This is a genomic window from Helicobacter sp. 13S00477-4 (assembly GCF_002272785.1).
In the GTDB taxonomy this organism is placed as follows: domain Bacteria; phylum Campylobacterota; class Campylobacteria; order Campylobacterales; family Helicobacteraceae; genus Helicobacter_J.
In genome coordinates, this window is the sequence record NZ_MLAS01000001.1 from 14,035 (window position 1) to 29,161 (window position 15,127).

A 15,127-nucleotide genomic window follows, 5' to 3' on the forward strand; every position below is an offset into this window, starting at 1 on the left:
CTCAAATCCCTTTAATACGTTTGATTTCTTCTTGTAAAAAATTTACCCAAGAATCAGGATTCAATGCTTTAGCTGTAATAAAAATATCTTTATCTCCTCTTCCAGATATATTCACAATGATTTTTTTATTTTTTATTTTTTTGCAAATTTGTAAGACTCCAGCAAGAGCGTGAGAAGATTCTAAAGCAGGTATTATCCCTTCGTTTTGAGCAAAGAATTTGAGTGCCTCAAGTGTTTCTTCATCTTTTGCACTTAAAAATTTTATTCTTCCAATGGTTCCTAAATATGCTAATTGTGGTCCAATTCCAGCATAATCAAGCCCTGCACTAATAGAATGGGTGGCTGAAAGCTGTCCTTGAGCATTTTGTAGAAAAATACTTTTATAGCCTTGTGCGATACCAATAGATGCGATGCTTTTTTTATCCATTCTTGCGGCATTTTGTCCAATTTTTGGACTAATGCCACCTGCCTCGACACCTATCAAGGATACCTTTTCATTCAAAAAAGCAGAAAAAAAACCTATAGAATTACTACCTCCACCCACACAAGCTATGAGGTAATCAGGTAAGCCTTGAAAATAGTCTTTGCACTGCTGTTTAACTTCTTTGCCAATTATACTTTGTAAGTCCCTAACAATATCAGGGTAGGGGTAGGGACCTAATGCACTCCCTAAGACATAAAAAGTATCTTTGCTTCTCTTGCTCCATATTCTAAGCGTTTCATTAACAGCATCTTTTAAGGTTTTGCTACCTGAAGAGACACTGATGACTTTTGCCCCAAAAAGTTGCATATTAAAAACATTTGGTTTTTGTCTGTTGATATCAATTTCACCCATATAGATTTCACATTTTAATCCAAGCTTAGCACAAGCTGCAGCTACAGCAAGTCCATGTTGTCCAGCACCAGTCTCTGCAATAATATGTTTTTTACCCATTTTTTTTGCTAATAAGACTTGACCGATAGCATTATTTATCTTATGAGCCCCAGTGTTTGCTAAACCTTCAAATTTTAAATAAATTTCATTGTGTAAAATTTTTGAAGCATTTTGTGCATAAATAAGTGGAGTAGGGCGAGAAACAAAATGTTTGAATAAAGTTTTGAGTTCTCTTTGATATAAAGGAGTTGGAAAGATTTTTTGATAAGCTTCTTGGAGTTCTAGCAATGCTGGTTTTAGAATCTCAGGGATGTATTGTCCACCAAAATATCCATTAACAACATCCCCAAAAAATTTATTTTTGGATTTTAGGGGTATTTTTTTCATTGGTTTCCTTGAGAGGAATTTTTGATTTTTTCTATGATAGCTTTGAGTTTGAATTTATCTTTTTTACCTGGTGAATTTTCTATTTGTGAGTTGATATCTAGCATTTTTGGCTTCAATGATAATATATCTTCAATATTTTCCATGCCTATCCCTCCAGCTATAAATAAATCTTTACCCATATCTTTTAGATTTTTTAACACCTCTAGCGGGATAGTCTGTCCACTTCCACCTTTTAAATTTGATTTTGAATCTAGTAGAACAAAAGGAGAAATACAATCATTAGGATAATCTTGTAGATTTTCAAAATTCACACAAATGTAAAAATTAAAATCAGCTTCTTTGAGATCGTAAGAAGCAAATTGGTTTGGAGAAAGTGGATTTGCAGAATGCAGTTGTAAGGCATCTAAAACACCTTCTTTGAATAGTTCTCTTGCATTCAACAATGTTTCTTTATTTTCTGTGATGACGCCAATTTTGAGGATTTGTGGGTAAATCTTTGATAAGGCTTTTGAAATATTTTTAATGGATTTTATATCTTGATATCTTGGGCTTGTTTTTTCTAAAATAAAACCAATCATATCAACACCTAATTCTGCTGCTAAAAAAGCATCATCAATATTGGTAATGCCACAGATTTTTATCAATGGAGTAAGATGATTGACAGAGGAATCAAACACTTTAGGATAAAAAGGATTTTTATATTTTTTACCTAAATTAAAGCTTTTGATAAGGGAGGGGATTTTTATATTTTTTTCTTCAGATTTTACCAAATAGCTACCACAAAGTAGTCCATCAAAGCTAAAATTACCAGCAAGATACCCATCAAAACTTGATTGGATTCCAGATTCAAAAATAGTTTTAATTGAAGGAGGTATATTAGATTTAAGGTTCATGGCTTTTGGTTTATTTATTTCAAAAGTATGTAAATTCCTTGAATTAATACCTAAAAGGAAAGGTTGGAATTTTAGTGCAAAATTTAATTCTTCTTGATTATGGATTTCAACCAAGGGGGTTAGTCCATACTTTTTACATTCTAAAAAAATTTCTTTAAGCTGTACTTCTTTTTGAATATCTTCTATAAACATCGCTATGATTACAAGTACTAAGTCAGCACCACATAAATAAGAAATTTCTATTTCTTGGGGATATTGGATGAAATCTTTTCGCAAAATACTTGCATTTTTGAATGTATTTTTGATCTCAATAAGATCTTGTAGACTCCCATTGAAATAATCTTCTTCCGTTAATACTGAAATAACCCTAGCCCCACTATTAAGATAGTCAGCAGCTAGAGAAATAGGATCGGTAATATCTCCAATATGTCCTGCTGATGGTGAAGCCCTTTTTATCTCTGCTATCATCAAAGGAAGATTTGAATCAAACTTTGGAGGACAAAGAGGAGCGAGTCTTTTGACAGGAATAATATGACCAAAACTAAAACCTAAATTTTGAATTTTTTGCTCTCTTTTTTGAGTGATTCTTCTTAAAACTTCTACCATTGATTCCTCTTATCTTTGCAGTATGCGAAATTGAAATGATACACAAAAACTTAAAATATAAAAGTTTTTCTTCATTCAAAATTCGATATAATAATTTTGCTTTTAGAGTAAAAATAAGAGATATTATTGTAGAAGGCGGGTCAATAATGGAATCGCAGCTTATGGGATTAGCAATAGAGACTTACAAGATTACTTTGATTATTTCTTTACCAATACTTTTGGCAGGTCTTATTGTTGGATTGTTAGTGAGCATTTTTCAAGCTGCAACACAAATAAATGAATTGACTTTATCTTTTGTGCCAAAAATTTTAGCCGTGATTGCTGTGGTGATTTTGACAATGCCTTGGATGTTGAATATGCTTTTAGATTATACAAAAATGCTTATCAATCTTATTCCAAAGTTTGTTTTATGAATAAAAAAATTATAGATTTTTCTAAATATTCTTCTATTAAGGTTGGAGGAGAAATACCCATAACTATTGTTAAAGATTTTAATGATAGAAAAGAAGGTTGGAGGATTGTTGGCTATGGTTATAATTTATTAGTGTCGCCAGAAGCTAAGGATATTGCAATTTTAGATAATCGTTATGATTATATTAAAGATATTGGAGAGTTTATTGAAATAGGAGCATTTACGAGTGCTCAAAAAATCTATAAATATTTTAAAAATTTTAATTTATATGGTCTAGAATTTTTAGGTGCATTGCCTGGAAGTCTTGGAGGTTTGATTAAAATGAATGCAGGGATGAAAGCATATGAAATAAAAGATATTCTTGAATGTGTTTGTATTGATGGCGAATGGAGACAAAAAGAATCTTTAAACATAGGTTACAGGAATACGAATATAGAAGGTATCATTTTTGCAGCAAGGTTTAAAAAAAAAGTAGGCTTTAGGGAGGATTTAAGCCCATTATTTCATAAAATGCGTTCTTCTCATCCTAAAAAACCTTCTTGTGGGAGTTGTTTTAAAAATCCTTCAGGGTATTTTGCAGGGAAGTTATTAGAGTCTGTAGGTTTAAAGGGGTATTGTATTGGTGATATAGGGTTTTCGCAAGAACATTCAAATTTTTTAGTTAATTTAGGTGGAGGAAAATTTGAAGATGCACTCCAGCTTATTGAACTAGGTAAAAAAAGAGTATTTGAAGAATATGGCATACAACTTGAAGAAGAAGTTGTGATTTTAGAGTAAAAAAACAAGGAAAAATGATGTATTGTAGAATCTTTAAAATAATTTTGGCAAGTTCCTTGCTCGGGAGTGGTTTAAAAGCTTTAGAATTTGGAGGAATGGGAAATATATCTTCTAGTATGGGTGGAGCTGGGGTTGCACTTAGAAATTCTCAATGGGCTTTGTATTACAATCCTGCATTGTTAGGTATAGATAAAAAATCTAGGATTGCTTATAGCTTTGGTGTCCAAATAAAAGAAAAAAATTTCTTATCACTAGCAGGTATAGATTATGAAAATTTAAAAAATATGCCTGATAAAATAGGTGGTATCATTGAAGATAGTCCTAAAAGTGGTGTGCTTGGTGGAGCTATAACTTCTGTACAAACAATCAATCTTGGAGGGACTCTTGGAAATGTATTGAAAAACATTGATTTCAAAAATACAAGTGGTGCAGAAGTTTCTGGATTGAAAACAACTCAAAATGTTCAAGATTTTTTTGCAAGTATCCTTACCAATAGTGGTGCTAGCACAACCCAAGTAGAAGCTGTAACTAATGCCACGGATATAAAATCTGCAACAGAAGCTTTTAAAAATGCAGTCATAAACCCATCAAATGGCAAACCAACACATATTTCACAAAATATTACTGATAATGTAAAAGGAAATTTTTCAAGTGCTATTGATAAAACTACAGGAGAATCTGGAGATAATGAGGCTTTAAGATTGATAAAAAATATCATTAGTAATTTGGATTCTAATAATATTTCAGGAGTAGCCAATTTGGTATCAAAAGCTGAAGAAGGAGGTAAATTCACTATTAATGATTTGTTAACAACTCTTGGAGGAGTTACTTTGACTAATAGTAATGACCCTCAAATAAATCGTTTCATACAAGATATTGATACCCTTCAAAATGCACTTAGAAAAAATAATTTCAATCTTGTTTCTCAAAATGGTTTGGTATTTCAGATTGGTGGCAATGGAGCAGATTCTAGAGGAGCTATAGCTTTTGGGATTTTTGCAAATGCTTTTACTTCTGCAAATGCTTCTTTTGACCCAACTCATAATCAGATTATTATTGATACTGATAGTAATTATGTCCGTGTTGATATTCATAAAGATTCTATCAATTTGAGTTCGTCTAATAGCAGTGATTTTAATGCTTATTCATTACTTAGTCCTGATGCTAGACATCAAATTCATGGTACAGGAATCACTGTGAGTGAAATCCCTATTGGTTATGGTCAAGCATTTTCTACTCCAATTGGAAACATAAGTGTTGGATTTGCTGCTAAGTATATTTTTGGGATGGGTTATGGTATAAATAAAATAGGTTCTTTTGATTCTCTTAGTAATTCTTTTGGTGATATAGATTTTAAAGGCATTCCACAAACACAAACCTTCGGAATAGACTTTGGTTTATTATACAATTACAAAGGATTGAGTTTAGGACTCGTAGGAAAAGACTTGAATGAACCTGTTATTAAGCTAAATAATAATCAAAAAATAATTTTAAATTCTCAATACAGAGCAGGAATTTCTTATGAATGGAAATTTTTATCTATCGCTATGGATGCAGATCTTGTAGCTAATCACACACTTTCATACTTATCTCCCAAAAATCAAATGATAGGTGGAGGGATTATGCTTGATTTTAAATATATTGATTTTAGATTTGGTTCTATGTATGATATAAAAAGTCAAGAAGGAGAAGGTATTATACTCACTGGAGGTTTGAATATTTTAGGTTTTTTTGATTTAGCTGTCCAATCCAATCTGAAAACTACAAATTTGAATGGTTATAAACTTCCAAGCTATTTGAGTCTAAGACTTGGTGGTGGTTTTAGTTGGTAAAGGAGAAATGAATGCCTTACGTTGATATAAAAGTTGGTGGAAAATTGACTCCTGATCAAAAAAGAAAAATTGCAAAAGATGTTTCATCTTCTTTAGAAAAAATAGCTGGTAAGCCCAAATCAAGTGTTTATGTAAGTTTTACTGAATTCAATCGTGATAGTTTTGCAAAAGGTGAAGAACTTTTGAGCGATCTAGATAAAAAAGATAATCTAAATTTTAAAAATTATTTGAATAAGTCTTCTATTTGATAAAATCCATTTTTTTGTTTTATAAGCCATTTTGCTGCTGTGATAGCTCCTTTTGCAAAAGTAAGTCGTGAATTAGCATTATGTGTAAGTTCTAAATACTCTCCATCTAAATAAAATCCAACAGTATGTTTACCTGCAATGTCTCCACCCCTAAAACTCATCACACCAATTTCATCTGCTTTCCTTTTATCAATATTGCCATCTCTTCCTGAGATTCTAACTTTTGAAAGATCAAGTCCACGGGCTTTTGCACAAGTATTTGCTAAGGAAAGTGCTGTACCGCTTGGAGCATCTTTTTTGTATCGATGATGGATTTCAGAAATTTCAATGTCTGAATCATCCAAGCCTTTAACAATAATTGGAAGTAAACGATTTAGCATTGCAACACCTTTTGACATATTTGTTGCATATAATAATGGTGTCAATAATGAAAGTTCTTTGAATAAAGAAAATGTTGATTCGTCAAGTCCTGTTGTTCCTGAAACAAGAGGTATAGGTCTTTTTATAAGAGCTTGCAGTAATGAATGTGTAGCTTCTGGGAGTGAAAAATCAATCACAAGATCGGAATTTTGGATAAAACTTTCAAAATTATTTGTAGCAAGTGTTTTTTCAGGTAATGAGAAAGCTAATTCTTTATGAACAAATACACTTCCAAGTTCTAATTCCTTATCTTTGATAGTCTCTTCAATGAGGAGCCTACCAATCCTGCCTGTAGCACCAAATATACCTATTTTCAAGATTTTAATCCTTATTTAAATTTATGATCCAAATAAGCTATCGCTTCAATAGCTGCTGTAGCACCATCTCCTGCAGCACATATGACTTGTTTTGATGCTTTTATCCTAATATCGCCTGCTGCAAATAATCCTTCAATATTAGTTTTCATTGATAAATCCACTATAACAGAACCAAATTCATCACATTTGCAAAGCATATTCCCATTATCTTGTTTTAAGATATTATTATTAACTTCATAACCTACAAAAATAAAAATACCTGGAACTTCCAATTCTTGGATTTTATTAGTTTGTAGATTTTTTATAAGGATTGAATTAACACCACTTACATCACCTTTTATCTCTTCAACAGTATTAGGTATGAGGAATTCTATTTTATTATTTGATTTAGCATGCTCTACAGTGATTGGAGCTGCTCGAAATTCCCCTCTCCTATGGATAAGATAAACTTTTTTGCACATTTTAGTCAAAAAAATAGCTTCTTCAAGAGCAGTATCACCACCTCCTAATACAGCTACTTCTTTATTTTTATAAAAAAAACCATCGCAAGTTGCACAAGTACTTACACCTTTTCCCCAAAATTCATTCTCACCTTTGATACCTGTTTTTTTTGGTCGTCCACCGGTAGTTACTATAACACTTTTTGCTTCAATAATTTTGCCATCATTTTGATGGATTTTAAAAATTTTTTCTTCTTTGCTTACTTGAGAAACTTCCACCATTTGATGTTTGAGTCCAAAACGAAAACATTGTTCTTGCCAAGGTTGCATAAAATCAAGTCCGCTTACAATCTCTTTTACGCCGGGATAATTTTCTATTTCACTACTCCCTGTAATTTGTCCCCCTGGCATTCCTTTCTCAAATAAAACAACATCTTTAATGCCACCTCTTGTTGCATAAAGTCCAGCAGATAAACCAGCAGGTCCACCACCAATAATTGCCAAATCAATCATAAAATCCTCCGATAATTTTTTTTATTTGATAAATATGGTAGTATGTGATAATAAACAATAGGTATATAACCCTTTAAAGGGGGTTTTATTGAATGATAGAATCTATTTTTTCTTTGAGAGCTTGTTTGGAAGTAGCACCAATAACCTGATCTACAATTTCTCCATTTTTCATAAAAATGATTGTAGGGATACTCCTGATTCCATATTGTGCAGAAATATCAACTTGTTCATCAGTATTTACTTTACAAATAGCAACTTTGCCTTCGTATTCCTCTGCTAATTCATCAATTACTGGAGCAAGCATCCTGCAAGGTCCACACCAAGGTGCCCAAAAATCAACAACAGCAATACCTTTTTTAGCTATACTATCAAAATTTTCTTTATTGAGTTCTATATATTTACCCATATTTATTCTCCCGAATTTAAAATTTAAACTTCTAGTATTAAGACAAGATTATACAATAAAAATTATAAATCTATTATTGATATTCAAAGGGTGATGTTTTCTATAAAATCAATTTGATTATCTTTTATAATGATTGCATCAATACAGTATTGAGTTTGAGGATCATAACGATTCAAAAAAGAATAGATAGTTTTTGTGATTTTGGTCAATTTGATAGGTGTAATAGCATAAATAGGATTGAAATTTTTCCCACTTTTTACTTCAATAAAATGAAGTGTTTTATTTTTGAAAGCAATAATGTCTATTTCACCATAACGTGAAAAAAAATTTCTATCAACGATTTCAAAATCATTTTTCTTTAAGTAATCACAGGCTTTATCTTCAGCCTCAAATCCTATTTTTCTACTCATCTTCAATCCTCATAATATAAGGATTTTGTAAAATTGATTCAAGATTTTTGAATTGATCTAGAGCATTTTTAACGCATTTTTCTGTCGTTGTGTGGGTTGAAAATAGTATTTTTGCAGCATTTTTATGCTTGATTTCTTTTTGTAAAAACGTACTAATAGAAATATGATTTTCACTCAAAATAGAAGCTATTTTTGCCAAAACACCGGATTTATCATCTACAGATAACCTAAAATAATAGCGACTTTGTATCTCTTCTTTTGGCTTCAATTTGAGTAAAGTTTGTGGAGTTCTTTCAAATCCAAGCATTAGAGAGCTTTTGCCTCTAGCAATTTCTATTAAATCGCTTATAACAGCACTTGCTGTTGCATCTGCACCTGCACCTGCACCATAATAGAGTGTCTCTCCGACCCTATCTCCAATCACGCTAATACCATTCATTACCCCTTCTATTTTGCCTATCATTTTATTTTTATCAATCATTGTTGGATGGACACGGAGTTCTACTGAATTGTCTTGTTTTTTTGCAATACCCAATAATTTGATGATATAACCAAATTCATTAGCAAATTCAATATCATCAGCATTAATAGATTCTATACCTTCAATCAAAATATCTTGAGGTTTTGCATTTATGCCATAAGCAATTGAAGCTAATATTAATAATTTATGCCCTGCATCCGTTCCATTAATATCTAAAGTAGGATCTGCTTCTGCATAACCAAGATTTTGAGCTTGGTTGAGTGCAGTAAAAAAATCTTGGTTATTTTGAATCATTTGTGTTAAGATATAATTGCTAGTGCCATTTAGAATACCTCGCAATGCAATGATATGATTAGCACTCAACCCATCTTTTAATGCTTTTATTATTGGTATGCCACCACAAACACTAGCTTCAAATCCTATAGGAATATCGTTGGCGATTTGTTGGAGTTCATATCTATGATAAGCAAGCATTGCTTTATTGGCTGTAACTAAGGCTTTTTTATTTTGTAATGTTTTTTTGGCAATCTCATAGGATTTTTGCACGTCTCCAATGAGCTCTACTACAATATCTATTTTATCATCATTTATAATATCTTCTATTTTTGTACTGAGGGGTATTTTTATGTCTCGAGTTTTGTTTAAATCTCTGACAACTCCTTTTTTAATATTGAGATTTACTCCAGCCCTAGCACATATGATTTCCTTATTTTCTTCAAGGATTTTTACTACACCTCTACCTACAGTCCCAATTCCAATAATCCCTATATTAAGATCTTTTAACATTTTTGATTTAAACCTTAGTCAATTAAATTATTGTATTTTACCAATAAGTGCTTTAATGAGTCTTTATAGAGTGGGGATTTCTTTTGGTTAAAACTTCTTTGATTTCTTCTGGTTTAGCAGTTTTGATAGCCTCAAAACTACCAAAAAAATCTAATAATTTCTTTAAGCTTGCTTTTCCTATTCCTTTTTGTTTGAGTATAGAGTTTTGTTTTATTCCTTGTTCTTTCTTTTTCCTATGGTAGCTGATAGCATAACGATGTGCTTCATCTCGAAGTTTTTGGAAAAATTGGAGTCTTTTATCATTGGGTTTGAGTAAAATAATACCTTTATGGAATGTATATAAGATATCTTTAGCACTTCCTTTAGCTCGATGGGCTTTGAAATCAATTTTTTCTTTGGCAATACCAATAACTTCAACATTTGCACCACTACTTTCTAAAATATTTTTTGCTAAATTAATTTGTGCTTTTCCTCCATCAATAACCCACAAATCAGGAGGAGGATTTGAAGAAAAAGTATTGACTCTACGTGTTAGCATTTCGTTCATTTGGGAATATTCATCATGTCCTTGCAGTGCATAATGTCTATAATCTTCTTTGATAAAATCCATATTTTGATAAACAATCATTCCCCCAACGTTATTTGTACCTGAATGATGACTTGTGTCAAAAACTTCAATTCTAAAAGGGATACAAGAAATCCCAAGTAATTCTTTAAGCTCAGCTAAAAAAATATCTTGAGAATAATAATGATGATTTTGTGTCCTCAATATCTCTTTAGCATTTTTAAATGCAAGTTCTATGAGGTATTTTTTCTCTCCTTTTTGCGGATGTATTATCTGAATTTTTTTATTACAATGTTGATGAAGAAATCCTTCTAAAACCTTGATATCTTCTTGTGTTTGTTTTGAAGGAAGGAGTATTTGATCTGGGGGAAGGGGGACTTCTTCTCCGTAATGATTGATAATAGCTTGTTTATAAATAGAATCTTCATCAATATTTCCTTCTGATCTAATATGTTCAAAGCTTGAAGAAATGATTTTTCCCTCACGCATAAAAATTTTTATCAAAACAGCATTTTTATCTTCTATTGAAAGTGCAAAAATATCTAAGTTGTAAAGTTTTGTAATATCAATACTTGAAAAACTTTCTATATTTTTGAGTTTTTTTATCCTGTCTCTATAGATTCGTGCTTCTTCAAATCTTAATAATTCAGATAATAGATTCATCTTAGATTCTAGTTGCATTAAGAGTTTGTTCTTATTTTGTATCAGTAAAATAGATTCTTGTATTGTTTTTTGATAATTTTGTGGGTTTATTTTATTTTCGCAAGGGGCAGGACAACGTTTGATTTGATAAAATAGACAAGCTTTTTTACCTTTTATACAGCTTTTTTTTTGCACTAAAGGTAGCAACTCATAAAGACTCTCAATCATTTCTTTGGAACCTGTTGTGTAGGGTCCAAAATATTTGATTGATTTTTTTTTGATGATTTTTCTTGTGATAGCAGGCATAGGAAAATCTTCAGACATATCAATATAAATGTATGGATAAGTCTTATCATCACGCAAGAGAATGTTATACTTTGGCTTGAGTTGCTTGATGAGTGAATTTTCAAGTATAAGTGCATCTTGCTCATTTTCGACTAGTATAGTCTGGATAAAAGCTACTTGAGAAATCATCATTTGGATTCTAGGGCTTGTGGATGGATTTGGAAAAATTTGATTGCCTGCGATTTTAAAATAATTTTTGATACGTTTTTTTAGATTTTTTGCCTTACCGATATAAAGGAGTTTGTTTTTTTTATCATAATATTGATAAACACCACTACTTGAGGGCAAATTTGAAATACGTTCAATAAGAGGATTCATTGATTTTTAAGAATAACCTCCCTGATGGATTCAAATATATCTCTTAAGCTTGAACGACAAGCAATATTTTCAAAAGAACCTTTAGAATGTTCGTGATAGTATTCTATGTTTAGATTGTTTACATTTTCTTGATTATAAGAATTTAAAATAGCCCTTGGTAAAAAAGCTTGAATCTCAATATCTGGATGAATATTAGAAAATAAGCTTTTGTGTGTCTTTAAACTCTCTTTTATATCCTTGTAATTATAATGATTGAACTCGTTAACAAAACTAGGATGTTTGAAGGCAAAAAGCAGTTTATTGTTTTTCTGGACAATGTATAAAATTTCCTTACGCATCTCAAAAGGCAAAAAAAGCTTGAGTTTTTCCAATTCATTAAATACTTGTAGCTTTTTGAAATGTGTTTGATTCTTAATATTGGAGATAATATCGTGAGAAGTTTTCATATTTTTATTTTAACATATTTATTATTGATGTTGGTTGGTTGTGGTTACAAATCTAATCCTTTTTATAAAACAAAAACTTCTCAAATAGAGATAAAAATAGACATCATTACCGTATGAGAATAAATCTTGTCTTAAAAGCATTATTTAAAAATTGGATTTTAAAATATATTTATGTCTACGATCCAGGATATTTTAGTTTTATTTATTCTATTAAAACATTGATTGCAATGTTTTTAAGTATTTTAGTCAATACATTATTATTTGGTTGGATAATGGCCGTATGGGCAGGAATTATACCTATTTATATTTATTTTTTAAATACTTTGTTGAGCGAGAAAGAAGCTAGACTAAAATATTTAGTTTTGTTTATTTTTCTTAGCTGTGTTGTTGTTTTTATCTTTAGCATAACAGCAAATTTTGGTTTATGGCTTTTAGCACCTGTTATGCTTTTGACTTTTTTTACAGGGATATCAGCAGTTTATAGTCTTGATTTACAAAAAGTTTTGAATATGGTTTTGATCAATGGATTATTGGCTTGCATATATGTAAATTCTGGCGTAGTTATTGAACTTAAAAATGAAATTTTAACAATTTTTATTGGTGGTATGATTGGTATTTTTATGCAATTTTTTATTTCAATGGGCAAATATGGTAAATTTACGAAAAAAAATATTCCTTCCTTGTTATTTGACCTAGAACTAATGATAGCTAATATCTCAAATTTTAATGACTTTGTTAAAATCCGCAATCAAACATTATTGCAGATTGATACCATAAAACATATTTTGAGTTCTCAAGCTGGAAAAATCAAAGATCCTCATATCATTAAAAACACAAGAAGGATTTTATTTTATGTTTATAGGATTGAAGAAATTTGTCATTCTATAAATTCAATCCATCATTATTATTGTAATTGTAAAAAACCTAGTGATATGTTTTGCTATCTTCAAGATGAAATGATTTTTAATCTCAAAGAACTCTCAAAAATGTTTCATGGACAACGTGTTCTATTTAGTCAGAAAGCTTTAGAAATGTTGTTTTCCTCAGACGCGAATAAAGTCTTTATAAATTCCATTAAGATTATTTATAATAAAATGGATTCTTTTCGTAGAGGAGGGGAAGAAGAAGCTTATTTGACTGAGTTTTTACCTAAAAAAACTTTCAAGGATGTTCTGAAAGCAATAGAATACTTTAATCCTACTTTTAGATATTCGCTCAAATATTCCCTTACATTAGGCACAACTATTATAATCGCAGAATATTTTAAAATCAATCATGGCATTTGGATTGCTATGGGTGCAATAGCAATCATAAAACCAAATTTGGGTGGTATTAAAGATATTGGAAAAGACTATTTTTTAGGGACTTTTTTGGGTTTATTTATAGGGATTACTTTTGTTGTAATATTTGGAAAAACATTGATATTTTATGGCTTATTTGTATTGGTTTTATTTTTATTTATTTATTTGAAAGTTTTTCCTTATGCTGTGTGGTCGACAACTATGATGATAGCTTTTGTGATGCTTTTTGCGATACTTAAAGAAGATTTTTTAATATCAATTTTCAATCGTTTTTTAGATATTTTGATTGGTTTTGGGGTTGTCTTTATTTCATTTTGGTTTATTTGGCCTAAATATGGGAGTGATGATATGTTACCCAATATCAAAAATATTATATTGCTTTTAGAAAAACTTACAGGAGTGATTTCAAATAATTTGGATTCCATGGGTGCAAAAAAACGACAATTCTTGAATATTCAAAGCGATTTTTTTTTAAAATATGATATTTTAAACAATTCTATTAATGAAGCAAGAAAAGAAAAAAATAGCTATCAAAAAGAAAATATTAAAAATGCTTCAGAGGCAGCAAGTTGTATTGATTTGTTACAACAAAATACAAATAAAATTTATGATTATCTTTTAAGCTTCCCTCAAAATGAACTTACAATATATAAAGAAATTTTTGAAAATGATATTAGACTAATCAATACGCGTTATGAAATGCTCCAGAAATTTCTTGATGGGTTGCCTTATTATTTTAAAAAAGAAAAAGATGGAAGATTTTTAGCACAAGATGAAAGATTTAGTATGATAATTGATGAAATTTTTATGGAACAAAATCAGCTTTATTTGGCTATTTTTTCAAATTTAAAACACTAAAAATCTAAAAATAAGGAATAGAGATGAATATAGAAAATAAGGAAAGAAAAAAAGTCGCATTATTTATTGATTGTGAAAATATCAGTCATAAATTAATAGAGGATATTATGGATAGATTGGCTGAAGTAGGGGAGGTTTGTGTAAAAAAAGCTTATGGGGATTGGAGGAATCCATCCATTAAAAGTTGGGAAGAAAGTTTGATAAAATACTCAATTGAACCCATACATATTATCACAGGAAATCGAAATGGGGAAGGCGGTAAATCTGGGAAAAATTCTTCAGATATCAAAATAACCATTGATGTGATTAACACACTACATTCTGGAACTATGGAATGTATTGCTTTAGCAAGTAGTGATAGTGATTTTGCCCCACTAGCCCAAGAAATTCGAACAAAAGGAATACCAGCTATTGGATTTGGAGAAAAAAAGACTAGGGAAGATTTTCGCAAGGCATTTACAAATTTTGAAGAACTTGGAGTTATGCAACTTGGCGATCCTCAATTATCAAAAGATAGATACTTAATACAAATGCTTAAAAATGCAGTAGAATCAACTTCAGGAGATGATGGAAAGTCTTTGCTCTCTAGAGTTGGATTATGGATAAAAAATAATTATTTTAAGTCAGCTTCATCTTATGGAAGAGATAGTTGGGGAGATGTGTTTAAAGCATTGCCAGAGTTCTTTGAGATTACTTATAGCGGGATTAATAAAAGCATAATGAGTGTAGAATATCGACGTGCTAGATAATTTCTAGCAGTTTATGAATTTAGTTATGAAAACAATAATTTTCAAACTTTAATTTTTACAAAACCACCACCAAAATCATAACAAACACCTATGTGGTGAAT

Annotated in this window: 15 protein-coding genes; 6 read left to right on the top strand and 9 right to left on the bottom strand. The window is 30.6% G+C overall.

The window, feature by feature from the left end; all coding sequences use genetic code 11:
- Position 1: 1 nt before the first annotated feature.
- Both trpB and BKH44_RS00070 read right to left on the bottom strand, forming a co-directional pair.
- On the bottom strand, positions 2 to 1,261 hold the full coding sequence (trpB, locus tag BKH44_RS00065; RefSeq protein WP_095268929.1) for a tryptophan synthase subunit beta: 1,260 nt from the start codon (positions 1,259 to 1,261) through the stop codon (positions 2 to 4).
- A complete protein-coding gene (locus BKH44_RS00070; protein WP_095268931.1) occupies positions 1,258 to 2,760 on the bottom strand; it encodes a bifunctional indole-3-glycerol phosphate synthase/phosphoribosylanthranilate isomerase in 1,503 nt (500 codons plus the stop codon). Before BKH44_RS00070 ends, trpB begins: the two co-directional genes overlap by 4 nt.
- 146 nt (positions 2,761 to 2,906) lie before the next feature.
- Here BKH44_RS00070 and fliQ point away from each other — a divergent pair, with 146 nt between their 5' ends.
- From fliQ to BKH44_RS00090, 4 genes are read left to right on the top strand one after another with little or no spacing between them, the layout of a single operon-like run.
- On the top strand, positions 2,907 to 3,173 hold the full coding sequence (fliQ, locus tag BKH44_RS00075) for a flagellar biosynthesis protein FliQ (RefSeq protein ID WP_095268932.1): 267 nt from the start codon (positions 2,907 to 2,909) through the stop codon (positions 3,171 to 3,173).
- Positions 3,170 to 3,949, top strand: coding sequence for a UDP-N-acetylmuramate dehydrogenase (locus BKH44_RS00080; RefSeq protein WP_095268934.1), 780 nt, complete (start codon positions 3,170 to 3,172; stop codon positions 3,947 to 3,949). Before fliQ ends, BKH44_RS00080 begins: the two co-directional genes overlap by 4 nt.
- Before the next feature lie 17 nt (positions 3,950 to 3,966).
- Positions 3,967 to 5,781 carry a conjugal transfer protein TraF gene (traF, locus tag BKH44_RS00085; RefSeq protein ID WP_095268935.1) on the top strand — a complete coding sequence of 605 codons (1,815 nt, stop codon included), beginning with the start codon at positions 3,967 to 3,969 and terminating at the stop codon, positions 5,779 to 5,781.
- Positions 5,782 to 5,792: 11 nt separating this feature from the next.
- Positions 5,793 to 6,029 carry a 4-oxalocrotonate tautomerase family protein gene (locus tag BKH44_RS00090; protein ID WP_095268937.1) on the top strand — a complete coding sequence of 79 codons (237 nt, stop codon included), beginning with the start codon at positions 5,793 to 5,795 and terminating at the stop codon, positions 6,027 to 6,029.
- On the opposite strand, the gene dapB is transcribed toward BKH44_RS00090, so the two are convergent.
- From dapB to BKH44_RS00125, 7 genes are all read right to left on the bottom strand, one after another.
- On the bottom strand, positions 6,005 to 6,769 hold the full coding sequence (gene dapB / locus BKH44_RS00095) for a 4-hydroxy-tetrahydrodipicolinate reductase (RefSeq protein ID WP_095268938.1): 765 nt from the start codon (positions 6,767 to 6,769) through the stop codon (positions 6,005 to 6,007). The genes BKH44_RS00090 and dapB overlap by 25 nt on opposite strands.
- Positions 6,770 to 6,777: 8 nt before the next feature.
- Positions 6,778 to 7,719 carry a thioredoxin-disulfide reductase gene (gene trxB / locus BKH44_RS00100; protein ID WP_095268940.1) on the bottom strand — a complete coding sequence of 314 codons (942 nt, stop codon included), beginning with the start codon at positions 7,717 to 7,719 and terminating at the stop codon, positions 6,778 to 6,780.
- 85 nt (positions 7,720 to 7,804) lie between these two features.
- Positions 7,805 to 8,125, bottom strand: coding sequence for a thioredoxin (gene trxA / locus BKH44_RS00105; RefSeq protein ID WP_095268941.1), 321 nt, complete (start codon positions 8,123 to 8,125; stop codon positions 7,805 to 7,807).
- 83 nt (positions 8,126 to 8,208) lie between these two features.
- A complete protein-coding gene (locus BKH44_RS00110; RefSeq protein WP_095268943.1) occupies positions 8,209 to 8,535 on the bottom strand; it encodes a YraN family protein in 327 nt (108 codons plus the stop codon).
- Positions 8,528 to 9,802 (bottom strand): homoserine dehydrogenase, encoded by a 1,275-nt coding sequence (locus tag BKH44_RS00115; RefSeq protein WP_095268945.1) that lies wholly within the window; start codon positions 9,800 to 9,802, stop codon positions 8,528 to 8,530. Before BKH44_RS00115 ends, BKH44_RS00110 begins: the two co-directional genes overlap by 8 nt.
- A 52-nt stretch (positions 9,803 to 9,854) precedes the next feature.
- Positions 9,855 to 11,672, bottom strand: a complete 1,818-nt coding sequence (uvrC, locus tag BKH44_RS00120; RefSeq protein WP_095268947.1) for an excinuclease ABC subunit UvrC — start codon at positions 11,670 to 11,672, stop codon at positions 9,855 to 9,857.
- Positions 11,669 to 12,118: a hypothetical protein gene (locus BKH44_RS00125; protein ID WP_095268949.1), complete on the bottom strand. Its 450-nt coding sequence runs from the start codon at positions 12,116 to 12,118 to the stop codon at positions 11,669 to 11,671. Before BKH44_RS00125 ends, uvrC begins: the two co-directional genes overlap by 4 nt.
- A gap of 113 nt (positions 12,119 to 12,231) precedes the next feature.
- Here BKH44_RS00125 and BKH44_RS00130 point away from each other — a divergent pair, with 113 nt between their 5' ends.
- Both BKH44_RS00130 and BKH44_RS00135 read left to right on the top strand, forming a co-directional pair.
- Positions 12,232 to 14,277 (top strand): FUSC family protein, encoded by a 2,046-nt coding sequence (locus BKH44_RS00130; protein ID WP_095268951.1) that lies wholly within the window; start codon positions 12,232 to 12,234, stop codon positions 14,275 to 14,277.
- Between the two features lie 23 nt (positions 14,278 to 14,300).
- On the top strand, positions 14,301 to 15,026 hold the full coding sequence (locus BKH44_RS00135) for an NYN domain-containing protein (protein WP_095268952.1): 726 nt from the start codon (positions 14,301 to 14,303) through the stop codon (positions 15,024 to 15,026).
- Positions 15,027 to 15,127 lie beyond the last annotated feature (101 nt).